Source organism: Cytobacillus solani (assembly GCF_006704205.1).
GTDB classification, from domain to species: domain Bacteria; phylum Bacillota; class Bacilli; order Bacillales; family Cytobacillaceae; genus Cytobacillus; species Cytobacillus solani.
Genome location: NZ_CP041305.1, coordinates 722,290 through 740,590 on the forward strand (window position 1 = coordinate 722,290; position 18,301 = coordinate 740,590).

21 protein-coding genes and 1 pseudogene are annotated in these 18,301 nt (G+C 34.5%); 6 read left to right on the plus strand and 16 right to left on the minus strand.

Annotated elements, in window-relative coordinates; genetic code table 11:
* Positions 1-207: 207 nt before the first annotated feature.
* Both FI644_RS03675 and FI644_RS03680 read left to right on the plus strand, forming a co-directional pair.
* Positions 208-1,122 carry a helix-turn-helix transcriptional regulator gene (locus FI644_RS03675; RefSeq protein ID WP_142108045.1) on the plus strand — a complete coding sequence of 305 codons (915 nt, stop codon included), beginning with the start codon at positions 208-210 and terminating at the stop codon, positions 1,120-1,122.
* Positions 1,123-1,200: 78 nt separating this feature from the next.
* Positions 1,201-1,701: a DinB family protein gene (locus tag FI644_RS03680; protein ID WP_053474690.1), complete on the plus strand. Its 501-nt coding sequence runs from the start codon at positions 1,201-1,203 to the stop codon at positions 1,699-1,701.
* Between the two features lie 435 nt (positions 1,702-2,136).
* Here FI644_RS03680 and FI644_RS03685 read toward each other — a convergent pair whose 3' ends face one another.
* The 5 genes and pseudogenes from FI644_RS03685 to FI644_RS03705 all read right to left on the minus strand — a co-directional run bounded on the left by FI644_RS03685 (position 2,137) and on the right by FI644_RS03705 (position 4,812).
* The gene (locus FI644_RS03685) at positions 2,137-2,571 is read right to left on the minus strand and encodes an NUDIX hydrolase (RefSeq protein ID WP_053474689.1); all 435 of its coding nucleotides are present in this window, start codon (positions 2,569-2,571) and stop codon (positions 2,137-2,139) included.
* A 153-nt stretch (positions 2,572-2,724) separates the two neighbouring features.
* Positions 2,725-3,042 (minus strand): annotated as a pseudogene (locus tag FI644_RS03690) (GNAT family N-acetyltransferase); the annotation flags it as partial.
* Positions 3,020-3,547, minus strand: a complete 528-nt coding sequence (locus FI644_RS03695; protein WP_053474688.1) for a GNAT family N-acetyltransferase — start codon at positions 3,545-3,547, stop codon at positions 3,020-3,022. The pseudogene FI644_RS03690 and the gene FI644_RS03695, both read right to left, overlap by 23 nt.
* A 97-nt stretch (positions 3,548-3,644) precedes the next feature.
* Positions 3,645-4,049: an NUDIX hydrolase gene (locus tag FI644_RS03700; RefSeq protein ID WP_142108046.1), complete on the minus strand. Its 405-nt coding sequence runs from the start codon at positions 4,047-4,049 to the stop codon at positions 3,645-3,647.
* 319 nt (positions 4,050-4,368) lie between these two features.
* A complete protein-coding gene (locus FI644_RS03705) occupies positions 4,369-4,812 on the minus strand; it encodes a GNAT family N-acetyltransferase (RefSeq protein WP_379997923.1) in 444 nt (147 codons plus the stop codon).
* Positions 4,813-4,918: 106 nt separating this feature from the next.
* Between FI644_RS03705 and pdxR the strand changes: the two genes are divergently transcribed.
* The gene (pdxR, locus tag FI644_RS03710) at positions 4,919-6,319 is read left to right on the plus strand and encodes a MocR-like pyridoxine biosynthesis transcription factor PdxR (protein WP_053474686.1); all 1,401 of its coding nucleotides are present in this window, start codon (positions 4,919-4,921) and stop codon (positions 6,317-6,319) included.
* Between the two features lie 335 nt (positions 6,320-6,654).
* Here the strand turns inward: pdxR and FI644_RS03715 are convergent, their stop codons facing one another.
* From FI644_RS03715 to FI644_RS03725, 3 genes are all read right to left on the minus strand, one after another.
* A complete protein-coding gene (locus tag FI644_RS03715) occupies positions 6,655-7,119 on the minus strand; it encodes a hypothetical protein (RefSeq protein ID WP_053474685.1) in 465 nt (154 codons plus the stop codon).
* A 139-nt stretch (positions 7,120-7,258) separates the two neighbouring features.
* The gene (locus tag FI644_RS03720) at positions 7,259-7,534 is read right to left on the minus strand and encodes a hypothetical protein (RefSeq protein ID WP_056682880.1); all 276 of its coding nucleotides are present in this window, start codon (positions 7,532-7,534) and stop codon (positions 7,259-7,261) included.
* Between the two features lie 352 nt (positions 7,535-7,886).
* On the minus strand, positions 7,887-8,882 hold the full coding sequence (locus FI644_RS03725; protein WP_142108047.1) for a zinc-dependent alcohol dehydrogenase family protein: 996 nt from the start codon (positions 8,880-8,882) through the stop codon (positions 7,887-7,889).
* Positions 8,883-9,162: 280 nt separating this feature from the next.
* Between FI644_RS03725 and FI644_RS03730 the strand changes: the two genes are divergently transcribed.
* A complete protein-coding gene (locus FI644_RS03730) occupies positions 9,163-9,624 on the plus strand; it encodes a YaiI/YqxD family protein (RefSeq protein ID WP_142108048.1) in 462 nt (153 codons plus the stop codon).
* Between the two features lie 150 nt (positions 9,625-9,774).
* Here the strand turns inward: FI644_RS03730 and FI644_RS03735 are convergent, their stop codons facing one another.
* Entirely contained in the window at positions 9,775-9,936 is a 162-nt protein-coding gene (locus tag FI644_RS03735) for a DUF3934 domain-containing protein (protein WP_142108049.1), read from the minus strand.
* Positions 9,937-10,122: 186 nt separating this feature from the next.
* The gene (locus tag FI644_RS03740) at positions 10,123-10,686 is read right to left on the minus strand and encodes a hypothetical protein (protein ID WP_053474681.1); all 564 of its coding nucleotides are present in this window, start codon (positions 10,684-10,686) and stop codon (positions 10,123-10,125) included.
* A gap of 674 nt (positions 10,687-11,360) precedes the next feature.
* Here FI644_RS03740 and FI644_RS03745 point away from each other — a divergent pair.
* A complete protein-coding gene (locus FI644_RS03745; RefSeq protein ID WP_053474679.1) occupies positions 11,361-12,143 on the plus strand; it encodes an alpha/beta fold hydrolase in 783 nt (260 codons plus the stop codon).
* A 171-nt stretch (positions 12,144-12,314) separates the two neighbouring features.
* Here FI644_RS03745 and catA read toward each other — a convergent pair whose 3' ends face one another.
* The 4 genes from catA to FI644_RS03765 all read right to left on the minus strand — a co-directional run bounded on the left by catA (position 12,315) and on the right by FI644_RS03765 (position 16,175).
* A complete protein-coding gene (gene catA / locus FI644_RS03750) occupies positions 12,315-12,962 on the minus strand; it encodes a type A chloramphenicol O-acetyltransferase (RefSeq protein ID WP_053474678.1) in 648 nt (215 codons plus the stop codon).
* 328 nt (positions 12,963-13,290) lie between these two features.
* Positions 13,291-13,761: a DinB family protein gene (locus tag FI644_RS03755; RefSeq protein ID WP_142108050.1), complete on the minus strand. Its 471-nt coding sequence runs from the start codon at positions 13,759-13,761 to the stop codon at positions 13,291-13,293.
* Positions 13,762-14,224: 463 nt separating this feature from the next.
* The gene (locus FI644_RS03760) at positions 14,225-15,019 is read right to left on the minus strand and encodes an SDR family NAD(P)-dependent oxidoreductase (protein WP_142108051.1); all 795 of its coding nucleotides are present in this window, start codon (positions 15,017-15,019) and stop codon (positions 14,225-14,227) included.
* A gap of 142 nt (positions 15,020-15,161) precedes the next feature.
* Positions 15,162-16,175 carry an AraC family transcriptional regulator gene (locus FI644_RS03765; protein ID WP_142108052.1) on the minus strand — a complete coding sequence of 338 codons (1,014 nt, stop codon included), beginning with the start codon at positions 16,173-16,175 and terminating at the stop codon, positions 15,162-15,164.
* A gap of 283 nt (positions 16,176-16,458) precedes the next feature.
* Between FI644_RS03765 and FI644_RS03770 the strand changes: the two genes are divergently transcribed.
* Complete coding sequence (locus FI644_RS03770) at positions 16,459-17,043, plus strand: TetR/AcrR family transcriptional regulator (RefSeq protein ID WP_142108053.1); 585 nt, start codon at positions 16,459-16,461, stop codon at positions 17,041-17,043.
* 34 nt (positions 17,044-17,077) lie between these two features.
* Here the strand turns inward: FI644_RS03770 and FI644_RS03775 are convergent, their stop codons facing one another.
* Both FI644_RS03775 and FI644_RS03780 read right to left on the minus strand, forming a co-directional pair.
* A complete protein-coding gene (locus FI644_RS03775) occupies positions 17,078-17,374 on the minus strand; it encodes a TIGR04104 family putative zinc finger protein (RefSeq protein ID WP_181758172.1) in 297 nt (98 codons plus the stop codon).
* A 141-nt stretch (positions 17,375-17,515) separates the two neighbouring features.
* On the minus strand, positions 17,516-18,217 hold the full coding sequence (locus FI644_RS03780) for a MerR family transcriptional regulator (protein ID WP_053474673.1): 702 nt from the start codon (positions 18,215-18,217) through the stop codon (positions 17,516-17,518).
* Positions 18,218-18,301: the final 84 nt, after the last annotated feature.

An 18,301-nucleotide genomic window follows, 5' to 3' on the forward strand; every position in this document is an offset into this window, starting at 1 on the left:
TGCCCTTACATGAAAAATGAGCTCTTATCCTAGTTTAGGTTAGCAAACTTTAATGATTTTTTATTTCAAATAAACGAATTAACAGTTACACTATGTACAAATATTCATTTTTAGAAAGGATACGTTCAAAAATGAAAATTAAGAATTTAATTAGGGTTTGGAATGACAATAGTCGCTAAATTAATTATTGAGGGAAGGAAATGAGAATTGAAATTAGAACGTTTGATATCCATCATATTCAAGCTCCTAAATAATGAAATTTTATCAGCTTCTAGTTTAGCTGAAGAATTCCAAGTATCATCTCGAACCATATATAGAGACATCGAAGCTATTTGTGCTGCCGGAATACCAGTCGTTTCTTATCATGGTACTAACGGAGGTTTCGGTATCATAAAGGGATACAAATTTGATAAAAGCTTAATGGGTTCCTATGACATATTGAATCTAATCACAGTATTAAGCAGTTTATCACGTATTTTTGAAGATAAGGAAGTTGAACAAACGATAGAAAGATTAAAAACACTGGATACAAGTGGCAACACTAGTGCTTTATTAGTTAACTTGGAAAGCGATAAAACAGAACCGGCTTCATTAATCGATCTGCGAAAAGCTATACAGGAAAAAAGGGTCATCCACTTTGATTATGTAAGTAAAAAAAATGAATTTACATCACGTGAATTAGAACCTGTTCATCTTCATTATAAGTTTCGCAGCTGGTATGTATATGGTTATTGCAGAGAACGTCAGAATTATAGAGAATTTAGAGTATCACGTATGCTGAATATCATTCTGAAACAAGAAAAGTTTCTGCAAACTCACGAAATGAAAGGTGACTCATCTTATTCAGATTTTGATCTAGATGGATTTGAGGATGTGGTAATCCGGGTGAATCCTGATTCCTTAGCAGAAGTATTAGACCAATTCCAAAATTCATCAAAGGTCTTTAACAGTGATGGAAGTATGACACTGACAATTTCTGTTTACCAGCCTCTGCATGCTGGATGGCTTAAATCCATTCTTTTAAGCTTTGGCAGCGGGGCTAAAGTTTTAAAGCCTGTGAAACTGCAATCCATTTTATTAGATGAGGCAAAAAAAATAATGAAAGTTTATAAAGATGTATGACAAGATGCTGTCATATATCTTTTTTTATAATACAAATATCAACTGTTACAAAAACAGAAATTAAGGAGTAGATGTTAAATGAACCATGCAAAAAATATGTATAAGTATCATGTTTGGGCTAATAAGCTGTTACTAGAAAGAATAAAAGAATTACCAAGTAATGTCCTATATGAAGAGGTAAGCAGTTCATATCCAACGATTGCTCAAACGTTTAGTCACATCTATGTAGTAGATGTTATGTGGTTACAAGTACTTAAGGGAATGGATATGCAAGAAGCATTGGCAATTTCTATCGCTCTCCAAGAAAAGTCTAATTTATTTTCCGCAGATGAGTTTGTTAAATCTTATAAGGAATTAGCTTCACAATATGAAGATTGGATCAATAATCAAAACGATTTAGAACAAAAGATTCATTTGAATAATCCTTGGACCGGTGCTAGAGAAACGGCTTACTCGGAAATGTTATTTCATGTTGCTAATCATGGTACTTATCATCGAGGGAACATAACGACTATGTTAAGACAACAAGGGTACGCTTCGACAATGAATGACTACGCTTTATATTGGTACCAGAGTTAAGACAAAATAGTTTAAGAAGACAGATACAAAAAGCCGATTCCTTAGGTTCAGGAATTCGGCTTTTCAGGTTAAAATTTACTTATTCGTTAAAGAAAGGGAACTCCTGAACAAATAAAGAAATGGTTAGAACAAATAGGGAAAAAGAAAAACTCAGCTATATTTGTTGTTGAAAATGAAGACAACCTATTATTCGGTTATTTAGCTGTCATTGGTGGAGATACAATCAGAACAAAACACACAGCTTATGTAATTATAGGGATACTACTGCACCTTTTTACTTAATACCTATTACTTTAAAATTCAATTTCTTTCACAATACAATACTCCAGAATGTGGCCCTGAAAAATAAGCACTTATCCTTATTACAGGAAAGCGCACAATTACGGAACATCAACAATATTAATCAACAAAAGTACAAGTTCGTAAAGAAAATAATTAAATTTGAATAATTCTTTTTCTAAGTAAATATGGTACTGTTGATTTACGTTTTATTAATCCCTTTGAATTGGTTATATGTATGTAATCTTCTGCTTTCTGTGAATCCATCCAAGTGATTTCTTCGATTTCTTCTGGCATTGAAATATTCATTTCTCCCCCGATTATTTTCCCTCTAAAAGTAAAGAAAATAACATGGTGTCCTCTTTCTTCGAAGAATGCTTCACTTACAGAAAAAACACCATCTATCTCTACATCTAAGCCTGTTTCTTCTTTCACTTCACGGATAGCAGCTTCTTCAAGTGTTTCTCCTGGCTCAACTGCTCCTCCAGGAAGTGTATAGTAAGAAGAGTTTTCTCCTTTATTTTTTACCATCAATACATTCTCACCCTGATCATCAAAGAGAAGTACGTATGTTACATCAACTCGTTTCATAAATTAACTTTCCCCCTTTTAAGATTGATATTTATATTTCTTTTTTTATCCAAAGTGCATGCGCACTTTTCTAGAATAGCTAAAATATGATCACAATATTAAAAACAATTTCTTCTTTCTTTAACGCTGCTTCTTTATTTGAAAAAGAAATTTTTATTCTGTTATACAATCACTGACCTTTTTTCTCCAAATCATATGATCATGTCCTTTGTCCCAATAATCCTTAAACAGGTAATCAGGCGCTCCAAATTTCCTTTTCCAAATTTTTTGGGCACTATTATATCCACAATCTAGACAAAATTCTTTGATCCCATTTTTTTGCAAAGTATAATAAATTGCCTTTAGTAATAAATTCCCTACTCTATTCCTTTGAAAATCTGGATGAACAAACACTGTACCTACCTCAATTAGTCCTTTGTAAACATTGTTTGTACATATTTTTATGAGATCACTTACTGGGCCGTATTTGATATTCTTCCTCTAAAATAGCATAGCAATATTCATCCCACCATTGATCACCATGAGGAATGCATTTTTTAAAATAACCTTCTCTTCTCATGCCGATTTTTTCCATGACACGATAAGATGGAATATTTTCTGGCTGACATGTAGCTACAATTCTATGTAACTTTAGATCCTCAAAACCATATTTTAATATGGCAGATGCAGCTTCCGAAGCGTAACCTTTATTGTAATATTCAGGGTTAAATACCCACCCAATTTCATAAGAATGCTCTCCAAAATATTTGAAGAACTCAACATGCCCGATTAAAATATTTTCTTCAGCTAATATTACTGGAAATTTCTCAGCTGAATCACCAATATTTCTATTAATAAACTCCTTTGTATCTTTTTCCGTTAATACACCTTCAGGCATATATTTCATCACATTCTTTTTGGAAGTATACTCATGTACCTCTTTCCAATCATCTAATTCAAAATTACGTATAATTAATCTTTCTGTTTTTATATACATGTTTTTTCCCCTTTAAAAATTCCAAATTTGTTTAAAAAGAAGCTTTATTAAATAAACGCGCCCGATTCTGGAAGAAGAACTAATGATATATGTTAGCTTAATTTCTACCTTGCAAGTAATTTAGTAGTATTTCACGTTCCTCTTCAAATAGCATTTTTATTTCACTAATTTTAGATATAGGTATCCAACTAATATCTAAAATTAACTGATCTGGATCTTGAATTTTCTTTTCTCCCCCTATAAGTTGGACTTCAAAATACTTAACATGGACATCTACCTTATAAGTAATTCCATCACGTTCATGTACTTTTTTAATTACCTTAATCCTATAGCCGGTTTCCTCAAATACTTCACGAGCACAACATTCTTCAAATGTTTCATTTTCTTCTACTCCACCTGAGGGAACAGACCAAAGTTCCGGCTCATTTGGTTTTTCTTGTGCTATCATTAGGATTTCATCTTTTTCATTAATACAAATAGCTGCTGATCCTTCCCACATCATTAATACCCTCCATATTTTCTATACATCGTAAAGGTTATTCTAGAAGGATAATTCAAATCCCTTCAAAATATTAAATAAACAGGCCCTTTACATAAAGAAAGAGCGTAATTCTTGCTGCAGAATTTTGCTCTTATTCGACGTTGTCATCTATTACATCTATCAGTTGCTTGAATACTTTCCCTCTTACAAATTGATTCTACATTCCGTTCTTTTAAAAGCACCATATTTCACCAATTTGCGCTTAAACAAAACTTTTTCGATTAACAAAACCCATGCCTCACGCTCTTTACAACCCTTTATTACTCAATTAGTCTTTAGATTATAGTCTTTTTAAAAATACATAGCTTACTTTGTCATATGCCATTTTATTTTCGTAGAAATGATGGGCTTCTGTCCTTTGTACACCCGATGAAAGCGAAACAATCTTAAACCCATGTTCCTGTGACCAATCATGTACATATTCAAGCAGTTCTTGTCCATAGCCTCTTGATCGTTTAGTTGAATCGGTTACTAAATCACACACCCAGATGAACCTGCCATTATACAATGTCACCATTGGCATAAAGCCAGTAACGGCAACCACTTTTTGGTTATCGTATAGGGCAAAGAGTTTATATTCCTGCTTTTGTTTTGCCTCATTGACTAATGCTAAAAAATCGCTTTCTTCTAAATGGCTCCTTAATTGCTTCATGATTGGAAATGCTTCTCTCCATTCACTCTCATTCATTAATTCCTTAATAACTCTTCTCTGTTCGTTCATCATTTTTCATCCTCCTTTTTTCTAATTAAATCAAAAACTGGTATAATTAAAAGAATCAGATTTATGAATTTCAACAGTACCAGATAACTTAGATTTGAGGTGAAAACATATGATTGAAATAACGCCTATTTTAGATAATAAAAGTAATAAACCATTATACATTCAGTTGACAGATTATATTAAGAAGGAAATTATTGCAGGAAGAATACCTTCTAATGAGAAATTGCCATCAAAGCGCAAACTATCCAGTTATCTTGGAGTGAGTGTAAATACTGTTCAGACTGCATATGACCAGCTATGTGCTGAAGGCTATGTAGAAAGTAAACAGCGTCAAGGTTTGTTTGTTTCCATTCTTGAAGATGACCTATTCTCTAATCCATTCACGTGTGAAATTAATACACAACGCAACAAGGAATCACCAAATGTTAAAATTGATTTCAATTCAGGAAAGGTTGACTTGAAACATTTCCCGTATAATATTTGGAAAAAAATATCTATACGATCATTAAATGAAACGGAGGGGGAACTTTTTTATACTGGAGATCCTCAAGGGGAACTTGAGCTTAGAATGGCAATTGCCAAGTACTTGTTTGAATCTAGAGGAGTAAAGTGTTCTCCTGATCAAATTGTTATTGGGGCTGGTTCTCAAGTTTTGATGATATTATTATGCTTACTAATCGGGAAACAACATACATTTGCACTTGAGAATCCAGGATTCCACAGAATAAGAGCAGTCTTAAAAGATCAGGGAATAAATATAGTTTCTATTCCTCTTAATAAAGATGGAATGGATGTAAATCTTCTTAAATCTAGTGAAGCGAGTATTGCTTATGTGACTCCATCCCATCAATTTCCCGATGGAATGGTCATGCCTATCACTCGAAGAATGGAATTATTAAAATGGGCTGAAGAGAATGATCGTTTCATTATTGAGGATGATTATGACGGTGAGTATAGGTATAAAGGAAAACCGATTCCTTCTTTGCAAGGGTTGGATAATAACGGTAAGGTCGTTTACATGGGGACATTTTCAAAGTCATTAATTCCATCCATTCGCATTAGTTATTTAGTATTGCCAACACCACTCCTACGAAAGTACCAAGATCATTTCACCATTTATAAACAGACCGTATCACGGCTTCATCAACATACACTATATCACTTTATGAACGAAGGTCACTGGCAAACCCATTTAAATAAAATGAGAACACTCTACCGAAGAAAACAAAGCACCTTAATGCAAGCTATCAACACATACATGGGCAGTCATGTTAAAGTAATTGGAGAGAAGTCTGGACTGCATTTGATCATTGAATTGGACAATCAAATGTCGGAAGAAGAACTAGTTACCGCTGCTTTAAATGCAGGGGTAAAAGTCTATCCATTTTCTATCTATTATGATGGACACAAACAAACTAAGGGCTCAAAAATTTTACTAGGGTATGGTGGGTTATCAGAGACAGAAATTGAAGAAGGCATTCAATTATTAAAAGAGACGTGGAGAATTTAAGATTGAAATAGACAGGAAATTTAAATTCCTGTCTCAGATTGACGACAAAAGGCATTTAGGCATACTCATATTCCCAAATGCCTTTTTATTTTTTCCAGAATATCACTAAGGATTCATCATAAACATATTCATGTTTACGCATAAAGCCTTCCTTTGTTTTTAGTCGAGTATAAGGGAGTGCAGGGTTTTTTCTAAAAGGAATTTACAGATAGCAGGTGTCTTATAGGCAGCATCTGCCTTAATAATCATTGTAAATGAAAAATGACGTAAACAAACTCGATGTCTTCGAGTTTGTCTACAGTCTGAGCCCTTCCGATTGGAAGGGCATTTAGATTCTAATTTCTCCTAATAAAATTTAAATGCCATGGTAAGTAAAAAGCATATGCAATAAAGTGGACAGGGGATGACCACAAAATATTCCAATGTCTCATTAATCCAACTCTAGTTGTTAACCATTCAAGTGTAAGTGACAAGATGAAAAATAAGATAACCAAGAACCATTTCCGTTTTTTTTCATATAAGTTTAAATATATTACCGATAAACATGAGGGGATAATTCCAAAAAGGGTTATCTCAGGTAATCCCTCTTTTTGCGGATTACCTATATCGAAAAGATCAAATGGAGCAGCTATTGTCATATCAACCATCCATACGATATAACCAATTACTCCGAAAGTAATATAAACTTCTTTCCAGCTTAATCTTTTCTTGGGCATGAAAAAAACAATTGAAAGGAGAATAATACTTAGAACTGCAGGATACCACCACCCTTGGGTTAAAGCAAAGTCAGGCTGTTTCACAGAACTCGCCACCTTTTTTTCTTATTATTACTCACTATTAATCAAATATTCACATATTAAGAAGGGGATCGAAATCCATGTTTATCTATCCTTCTACCTTGGTTAAACAAGCAAAAAAAGCCCTTCCATTTGGAAGGGCTTAATGAACTTTATTAAATACTTCTTTCTCCATTTTATTAACTGCAATATCTCGTGCTTGCTCAAGTGTTCGACCTACACCAGATGTCAGATGGTTGCGGTAGGGTGGCTGGCCTTGATCATCAAGCAATAAATAGGTTTCAAATCGATTTTTATACTCGATACAAAGCCATAACATTGCTTCTTTTTCCTTGTAAAACATAAGTCCTGATTCCATTTTAATAATCCCTGGCGCGTCTTGCTTCTGGAAGATGATTTTTTCTAATGGTGATTCCATAAAAAATCCCTCCTTTCCCCATATATTAGGCAGATAGGAGGGAAATCCTTGTGACGAATTGGTGAAAAAAATCCCTTCTCTTTTGAGAGAGCTTTTAATGTCTTATTTAAGTAAAACACCAGTTAGTTGGTTAAGAAAGAGAAGCATATTCAACAATTGCGCACTTTAATGGAATAACGAAAATATGTGTTCAATTTTCATTTTAAATAATCAAACTTTGTTTTAAGTGATCCATCTTTTTTATAAAACTAAAAAAGCGCAGCTCTTTTTCTGGAAATGCCGCCCTTTTGCTGAAAATTATTGCTTAAACTTTTTTAAAAATTATGTACTCTCTACTTGACGAAGTATTCACTCAATCGCTTGTTAGAAACACTTTTCCTCTGGCTGTCTTTGAAGATTCAACAGCATCAACAGCCTTTTTTATGTTTGATAAGTCGTATTGAGAATCTTTCTTCATTAGACTCAATTTTTTATCATCTATTAGTCTTATCAAACGATTAAAAGTTTCTTGCCACTTATCTGCCGACACATCTTTATTCCAATTCCGTAAATGAAACATATTCGCATTCACCTTGGCTTTATTTACAATATCGGCCCAGTTTACTAGTACCCCTGATAAAAGACCAATCGTTAAAAAGTTCCCATTAGGGTGAACACAAAAAGCTAAGTCATTTCCAGATGAACCTCCAACGGAATCAATAGCAGCATCTGCACCCTTTCCATTTGTTAACTCCATAACTGTTTCGTGGAGTGGAAAATTAGAAGTATCTATCACATAAGAAGCACCGAGATGAATCAAATCTTCTGTATATTTATTATTTCTTGTCACTGCAATCAATCGAAAACCTAAAACCTTCGATAATTGAGCAAAAATATGCCCAATCGCAGATCCGCACGCATTAACCAAGAGAATATCATTCTGTCCTAGTTTTAATACTTCTGTACAAACCACCCATGCTGTAATTGGATTGATATACATCTGTGCTGCCGTAAAATCATCAATCGAATTAGGGATAGGAACTGCCAATTCTGATGAGGTCTTAACATACTCTTGCCATGTGCCTTCCCCACGCAAAGGTAAAACACGCTTCCCAATAACATGCTGAGAAACGAAAGGACCAACATCTTCTACAATACCAACGCCTTCATATCCCGGAATATTTGGTAAAGAAATCCGATGAGAATATGCCCCTCTAATTGGTATCAAGTCAGAAGGATTGATAGGGCGAGCTAACATTCGAACAAGGACCTCATGATCTCTTGGTCGTTCAATCCTTTTAGACTCAACTCTTAGCACATCTCTAGGGCTGCCGAATTCAGAGAATATAATACATTTTGCATCCAAAATTATAAGTCTCCTTATACAATGAGTTTTATTTAATTATATCATTTTTTCATCCACTGACTCGTTCGTTTAGTTTTCAACAATATGGCCCTTTACATAAAGAAAGAGCGTCAGTCTTGTTATAGAATTGCGCCCGATCGTAGAAAATATAAATTAATCAATTTTTCACCATATGTTTTTGTATTAATCTTTTAATGTTTTTAGGTAAACCATCTTTCTCGTTTGACAAAGGATACCTTTGCCATTATCATCAACTCAAACTTACTTACGGGGAGAGGTAAACATGAAAATTTATGTTGATGCAGATGCTTGTCCGGTAAAAGATATCATTATTTCTGAAGGTACGAATGCTGAAATTCCTGTTGTCCTTGTTACTAGCTTTTCTCATTTTTCTCATGCGGAACAACCATCAGGAGTGGAAACCATTTATGTTGATTCTGGAGCAGATGCTGCTGATTATCGGATTATGAAGTTAGCAGAAAAAGGAGATATAATCGTTACGCAAGATTATGGTCTTGCTTCGCTTGGTTTAGCAAAAGGGTGTGCGGTCCTTCACCATAATGGGTCTAGCTATACAAATGAAAACATCGACCAATTATTGCAAACACGATATTTGAGTGCAATGGCTCGAAAAAGCGGAAAGCGTACAAAGGGGCCAAAACCATTTACATCAGAAGATAGGGAGAAATTTAAGGAGCTTTTTAAAAGAGAGATTTCACATTTAAAAAAAGCCGTTCCTTTTTAAGAAAAACTAGAAAAATAAATTGTCTTAACTATTAAACGAACCTGCCCAGCAGAAAATGAAAAAAGCGAACTCCTTAAAGGAGCTCGCACACGTTGGCTAATTAAATAATTGTATTTATTAGCATTCGTTATAATTTGGATATAAGTAACTTTATCTCTTGCTCGTTGGGGCATTTTCAACTTCCGTTTTTTTTGTACCTTTACTTTTATATGGTTTTGCACTCTTTTTTTTGTTTGCACTAGCTTGCCAACGATTCCACCCCTTCTTGTCTGTTCCTCTCCCTGTTCCACCTTTTCCTTTAGATTTACTCATCAAAACACCCCATTATTATTCCAGTTGAGTTACCTTTCTAGTTAGTGTTGATCATTTTCCTATGTTATTAACAAGCTTATTGCAATCAATAATATCCTTCCATTCACCCATACTATTGTGTAGAAACAATAAGCGAATATCGACTCCACGGAATTTCCTTTTTCACTCCCCCCATTTGTTTAAGTGTTACTCTTCTTTCAATTTTTTCATAAAAACAATCTTCTTTCTTTTTCCTTGTATTAATTTGACTCTTTCAGAGGAATATTTCGTTTGATTTGTTACCCATCTAAAAAACAGAATATGGAACATAAAAACAAGAAGATAAACAAAAAATGAGTACAATATATGCCAATTATGATATTGAAAAACATTGAAACAAGTTGAAATCCATTCAAAAAATGTACTGGAAGCAGCCCACACGATAAGGAGAATCCACGAAGGTATCATATAATATTTATCATAGAAGTAATAAAACAGATATCCGTAAATCGGATAAACGATTGAATACGTAATTTCATCTAATATTTCATGTGTATTCCCATCGAAACTATCGTAAATATTAAAGGGGCGTATAGCAATGGAAGTATCCACAGTACGGCCGATATAAGAATTTATTAAAAATAATAGAATAAATAAATGCAATGGGAAGCGTTTCGGTAAGATTATAAAAAAAAGGAATAGTCCCATTGCAACGAATAATACAAAGATTTCATTCTCATCTAAGCTTTTAGGCATTGTTAATACTTTCATTAACTATTCCTACTCTCCTTAGCAATTTTCTATATCCGAAGAGTAAAAATAAGTTTACAAATAAAACAGCTCCCCAGAAAATAATGGTAAGATCATACGACCAATGGATTAAGTTTACTAATCCTAGCCATTCATTGATGTATAAACATGAAGTATGAACTAATACCGAAATGGAAATAAGTATTATCCTGCTAATAGTAGTTTGAAATATTAAAAAATATGTTAAAAAACAAAGGGATAACATCGGCATTAAATAGATCTTACTTATGAGTAATGTGATAGCGGGTATTGGTTCATTCGGCATTTTAATCACTTTAAGATTAGCTATCGTTATGAGAATAAATTCCTCATTGATCATTGCATTTATCATCCAATATAAAACAATTTCTACAGGATGTAACACCTTATTCATATTTATTAGTAAGAGAATTGTTGCAGCTAAAATATATAAAATAAGTACAAGCAAATATCTCACCTTTCTTCAGATTCATTTACTCTGAAATAGATTGATACTCTATTTTCCCACATTTCCATTTAGCTATTCTCCTCTTTATGGAATCACTTCTAGCTTATATTTTCTCATTAACTTAGATACATAATTGAATCGTATGTTTAGCAAAATATAATCGTATTAAATCAGGAAGAACACTCTAAAAGGATGAGGTGAATACAGGTTGCCTGTGTTGTATATAGGAGAAACAAGTTTGTACTATAATGTACAGGGCAGTGGGGTTCCGATTGTTTTTATTCATCCGCCATTACTCACAAGTGCAAATTTTTTTTATCAAGTGGAAGAGTTGTCTAAGAAATATAAAATTATTACTTTTGATATCAGAGGACATGGCAGGAGTGGGTATTCGAAACATCCTATTACATACTCCCAAATTGTTGAAGATATCATATTCCTTTTGGATTATTTAGGAATAGATAAAGCGTTTATTTGTGGATATTCAACAGGTGGTTCTATTGTATTAGAATATTTGTTGAATCATTCTAGTAGAGCATTAGGCGGCATTATTATTAGCGGGATGTCAGAAGTGGACGATCTGATTTTAAAGCAGAGAATATCTTTAGCAGTAAAAATTGCCAAAACAAAAACAATCCCTTTTCTATCTTTTGCGATTTCGTGGGGGAATTCTGATAATAGAAGCATTTTTAGGAAGATGTATAAAGAAGCATTGCATGGGTATGCAGAGAATATCCAGCAATATTACCGTTATAGCTTACAATATAATTGTACTGCAAAACTTCAACATATTGATTTACCTGTTTTACTTGTCTATGGTATGAAGGATAAATCCTTTCATAAATATGCTCAAATCTTACATGAAAAGCTACCTAATAATCAATTATTGTACTTAGAAAAAGAAAAACATCAAATCCCTACTAAAGCAGCAACTAAATTAAATGAAGTAATTAATCATTTTATTAAGGATTTATTTGAAAAAAGCAGATAAACGAATTTATCGTATTAACATGATTGGAAGGATATTTGCTTGGCATCCCATATTTTAATTCGGATAAAGTAGATCTACGTATAAGGTGGATGCCCCTAAATGAATAGTTTTTCTAATAAAAAAGGAACTGATTTAACAGTTCCTTTTAGACATATTACCCATGATAAACAACTATAGCCACTCTACACTTTCATCAGCTAGTCTTTGGAATTCATTCATAAAAACACTTGCATGATAACCATCACAAACTGCATGATGAATTTGTAACGAAACAGGTAAGAATAATTCCCCATTTACTTGAGAATATTTACCGCCAGTTGTAATTGGTAGAAGATAGTCTCCACCATTATTAATATTCAAATTAAATCCAGTAAAAGAACTCCAAGGAATCATAGATATTGGAATATTATTTTCTGGTATAGGCGTCTTTGGAAACATCCTACCCGTACCATTGTATCTTTCTACATCTTTTTCATATTGAGAATAAAACTCAGAAAAAGTTGTTACATTTGATGACCAAATGCTTGAAAATGTACATGTTTTTTTATCAAAAATGGTATAAGAAGGTAAAACCTCCGTCCAATACCCTAATTTCCCTTCTGAGTTAAAGCTCGTTCTGAATTCTCTATGTGCATTAACGATTTTTGTAATTATAAAAATAAACGCAGGATATAACTTAACATTCTTTTTCTTTAAGTTTTCCATAAGAATAGTAATATTTATTTCATTCGTTATACTAAATGTTGTTTGTTGCTGTAAATAGTGTTCAAAATACTCTTTTCGATGCCAATTTTTACGGTCTATCCTATTAAATTTCATTTTCAACGCCTCCTAAAATGTTCATTACGTTTTTAGGAGGCTATTTTGTCTGCTTTCTTCATCATATTCATCCTTTTGTAAATAAAAATACAGCACCATTATAGGTATATCTATTACTTTAGTCAACCTCATTCTTCTTCAGGTACTAGCATAAATATCTAAATTTTATTATTGAGTAGTATTCAAGAAAATAACCCTAAAATGAAAATGAGTGCTGAGCTTTGCTGCTGAATCGCACTCTTAATGGAACAACTTAAACATGTAACAAGTTCTAAAATCATTTCATGCTTAATCAACTAACACCCTCATTTTAACTTAAGAAGAAAGACTATTCAAACAATAAAATATTTGGGTCTTTTCCATAACAGTGGACAAGCATAGAGTGTAGTTGACCTCTGTGATGATAAACGTGTGCTAAAATCTCTAACAACCACTCAAACCTTGTGTATGTTACTTCCCAATAGGAGGTAATACTTTCTTGAAGTTCAGCTTCTGTAAATTTCATATAGCATTCTTTTAGACATTTATAATTAACAACTAAAGCATCTTTTATATCTTTTATGTCCTTAAATAGAACACTTGAATAGAATTCTTTCATCTCTTCTTGTGTTGCACCGTTTGAAATGAGTAAATCAGCTTTACAGATAATTGCAATATGTTCTAACAGTTCCCCTATCGAACGCTTATTTAAAGAAGGTCTCTTTTGTAAGTCAGCTTCTTCTAATTTATCGATTATCTCGGCAGTAGCTTTTAATGCTATTTTGATTTGATTTAATGCGCTTTTGCAGTATGTACTCAATTATATCCACCTCTCCAAATCGAATATACGTTCGTTTTTATTATATTATTTTTTATGCCCTTCTTCAACCAATTCCCCGATAGTTTGAGTACGAACCTACATAATCTCTTCTGATTTTTAACATAGATATCCCATTTTCTTTTAAGGTGCTGTTCCATATAATGGCCCTAATATGAAAAATGAGCGCCAATCCTTGTTCTAGTTTGTGGAAAAGGTGTTGGATAAAAATATAGTTTGATTCAATTGGGCTGATAAAACCTGATTTACTAAATAGATCAGAGACTGCTTATGAAAAGATGATTGAAGCGTGCCAGAGGGGCAAATAATTAAGTGGGATTCTATGTTACTTATTGTTTTAAAGCTATAATATGATAGGAATTAGGCTGCTCCAATACTGTAGTATTAGAGCAGCCTATTGTTATACATATCTTAACTTATTTACATTATTAAAATTAGAAAAATGTTAAAAAATAGTCGGTACCATTCCACCATCCATACGGATGGGAGAACCTTTAAATGCGGATGCATATGGGCTGCATACAAATGTAGTTAGTCTGCCTATTTCAATTGGCTTGATAAATCGCTGTATTTCAGATTGAGGTAGGTTTGTAGTCATAAATTCTTTCTCTTTTTCTGAAAAAGTCATCTCTTCGTTAGGGTATATACCCTCAATTATTTGATGCACATTTTCAGAGAGTGTTGGTCCTGGCATGATTGTATTGACTGTAACTTCTGTTCCTATTGTTAATTTAGATAAACTTTTTGACAATGATAATAGCATTGATTTGGTCATACAATACTGAGGCATTTGCCCTGAAGGCATAATTGCTTCTTCACTCGCAATAAAGATAATGCGGCCATAATCATTTTTCAACATTTTAGGTAAATAAAATTTAGTTAATCCATTTGCTGCAAGAACATTCGTACGGAAGTAATTTTCCCATACTTCATCGTCAACGTCCTCATATTGCATCATTTCATAAATCCCCATATTGTTAACTAAAATATCAATATGGGGATATTTTTTAAATAACGCTTCTCTTTGTTGCATATCCACAATATCGGCTGTAGCATTCCCAGGAGAGGTAGCCGGGAAATCCGTTTTAATTTCATTTACCATTCGTTCTACCTCTTCATCATTTCGTCCATTAATTAGTACATTAACCCCTTCTTTGGCAAGTTCAATGGCTATTGCTTTACCTATCCCTTTCGTTGAACCTGTCACTAAAGCTGTTTTATTGTTTAATCCCATATCCATCATACATTTCTCCTTCTAACTTACTTATTATGATAATAAAAAATTACTATAAAAACCGTTCCTATTATTTTGTAATTATTATTAGGTTTTCCTCTTTTCGGCTTTTAATATAGTGATAAAAAAATCTACTTTTAAGACAAAGTCAATGTATTGAGTTTGCACCTAAATGTTCTATACGCCAATTTAAAGGGGTATTCCCTTCCCAAAGGCGGAAGGCGCGGTAGAACGAGTTCTGGTCCTCATATCCAATCAGGAAAGCCACTTCTTTAATATCGAGCGAGGGGTCTGCCAAGTACTCTCGTGCCTGCTCATGTCGGACTTTTGTCAATAAATGCTTGAAGCTTGTGCCTTCGTCAGTAAGCCGGCGCTGCAAGGTACGATCGCTCATTCCCAACTCGCTCGCGATAGTCTGAATGTCGGGGCGCCCTCCTGTCAGACTACGTTTCATGATCCACATAACCATCTCGGTGATTGAGTGGCTCCGTTGCTGCTCATCTAACGATTGATCCAGTACGGGAGTCAGAATCTCCAGCAACTCTGCGTTGTACGAGACAAAGGGGCGGTCCAGATCTTCTCGATGCAGTATCAGCCGATTCCCATTTGCACCGATCCGGATACGGCAGCCGAAGTAAGCTTCAAGTGCCTGTACGTCGCCCATTGAGTGCGAAAATTCGACAAACTTCGCCGTCAATGGCTGACCTGTGCCCCGGCGCCCTAGCTCAAGAAGAAAAGCCAGTGTGATACCAACTAGCATCGGCGGTCCAGGTTGCTCGGTATCCAACCAATCTAGTTCGATTGTACAGCGCTCATCTTCCTCGGTGATACGTAAGCTTTCGGGAGGGCACAGTTGTTTGTACCGGACCATTCGCTTTAGAGCGTCGCGGTAGTCACGAGCATGGTAAGTCGCTAAGACGGTCGGTGGGTAATGCGCTGTTTCAAATCCGCTCGTAAGCTGGATGATTCCTTTTGCAGTGTCATCCATGATCTCAGAATAAGCCTGCCAGATCGCGAAGTATTGGGCCGTGGTGACAACTGGTTCAGTAATAATCGTAAGCGGCAGTCGTGCTTTTCGAACCACATCGTTGGCGGAAATTCCTAATTGAAGTAATCCTGACCAGAATCCTGCCGGGATTTTAATACGAGTATGAGACGTCATAATGGGGCCTCCTTTATCTATCTACACATTCATTAGGTTTGATTTCGATTGCGTTCTGCCTTGTTGACGGGATAGTAATTATATTACCTATTCATCATCGCTTTGTAACTAGCAAAGGGCGACATTTCACTTGCCAACTACGTCGACTAAATCAGCTAGAATAGGTGCCATTAACTGGGTTATTCGTCACGGATTACGTTCTCTAGTCAGTTCGGGAGATCAAGAAGCTCTAGGTCTATTGGAAATTCTATGAGTAATGACAAGAACAGGAGAATTACTTTTCATGAAAAGAAGTAGGGAAGAAACTAACGAAACAATTAACCAACTCAAAGAAGTAGCTAGAAAGCATTTTACCGAGCATGGCTACGCAGCTACTGTATTGGATGAAATAGTGAAGGAAGCTAAATTAACTCGAGGGGCAGTCTATCATCATTTTGGGAGTAAAAAAGGGCTTTTTCTTGCAGTACTAGAATCTGTTCAAAGTGAAGTTGCGGAAAAGGTGGAAACTGAGTCAGGCAAGAGCAAGGATGTATGGGACCAGCTAATTCTTGGATGCCGTGCCTTTGTTACTACAGCCGTCGAACAAAAAAATAAGCGAATCATGCTTATAGATGGACCAGCAGTGCTAGGTTGGGAAACTTGGCGAAGCATGGATGAACAAGGCTCTATGCGGCTATTACACGAGCAACTCCAATTGATGCAGCAGCAAGGGTACTTTGAATCGATATCCATTGATGCGTTAACACATATCCTCTCAGGTGCGCTGAATGAATCTACTCTATGGATTGCACAAATGCCAAATGTGATGGAATCGGTGGAGGAAACGATGAAAGTCATTTCTCAGCTGCTGGAAAGATTTAGATTTTGAAACGGATGACTGCGCTGGAGACAATTCTTCAGCGCTATGATTGCTGATCTACCTTTTTGTATTTAACCAAATAGGGTGTAAAAAGAGAACCGATTATTAAAATAGCAATCCCTACCCCCATTGTTGCAAAAGCATGATCAAAGGGTGAAAAGAAATATCCAAATACCAGCATTGGTAAGATCGTCAAAGATACAAATATTATCCTTCCAAGAACTGTTATTCTATGTTCAGTATTACAGGTTTCACATTCAATTGGTTTATATCCCCACCAAAAAGATTTATAAATATTAACCCAACTAAACTGCATGTTACAGTTCTTACACTTTTGCATTGAATACACCACCACACTTTCTTTTTGGGTAGCTATTCTGGCCCATTTCATAAAGAATGACGATTTTCCTTGTTTTAGATCAGCGCCCGATTACAGAAGATCAAACATTATATAAATGTTAATAAAACAACATTATATTTCTTATCTCTCCTTGTTTGAAACGATTTCTAAAAGGTTATGCAAATAGGCAATTCCACGTACTTGCTCAACTAATGCATAATCGATATATTGCATGGATTTAAGAGCAATTTCTTTAGCCTGAGCAACGTTATTTTTATCAAGTTCCGACAATACTGAACGAACGATATCCAAGGAATAAGCTACTCTTTGAATAGTGCGTATAATAAGGACTTTACGAATATCAGCTGGACTATACATTCGGAATCCACTCTCATTGTGACGTTTAGGTTTTATTAACCCCTCCTTTTCCCAATGTCTAATAGAGGAAGTAGAGACTTTTGCTTCTTTAGCAACCTCTCCAATCGTAAATGAATTTTTATTACGATACTTTGGAATATCAGTTAATTCTTTTAAATCTAGCATTTCAACAGTTCGCTGTGCAGTTTCCTTTTCTGCTTGAAGGTCAACTTGTGCCTTGTTAATTAACCACAAAGCATCAAGTTTTTTTTCATTTATAATAAGTGGCATAACCTCTCGAACCAAATCCATCCCAAATCCAGAATATAGTGCACGAATACATTGAAAATAAGCCTCATGTTCCTTTGTATAGATTCGATAACCATTTTCTGCTCTCTCAACTTTAGGAACAAGTCCCCAAGATTCATAATGCCTTAATGCACTCGTGCTTATATTTAATTTGTTCGCTATTTCAATCCCTTTCATTTGAAACCCCTTCTTTAAAACTATAATTAATAATTAAACTACATGACAACTTTTTTTAAAAAACACCTTAATTAAAGGGTTAAA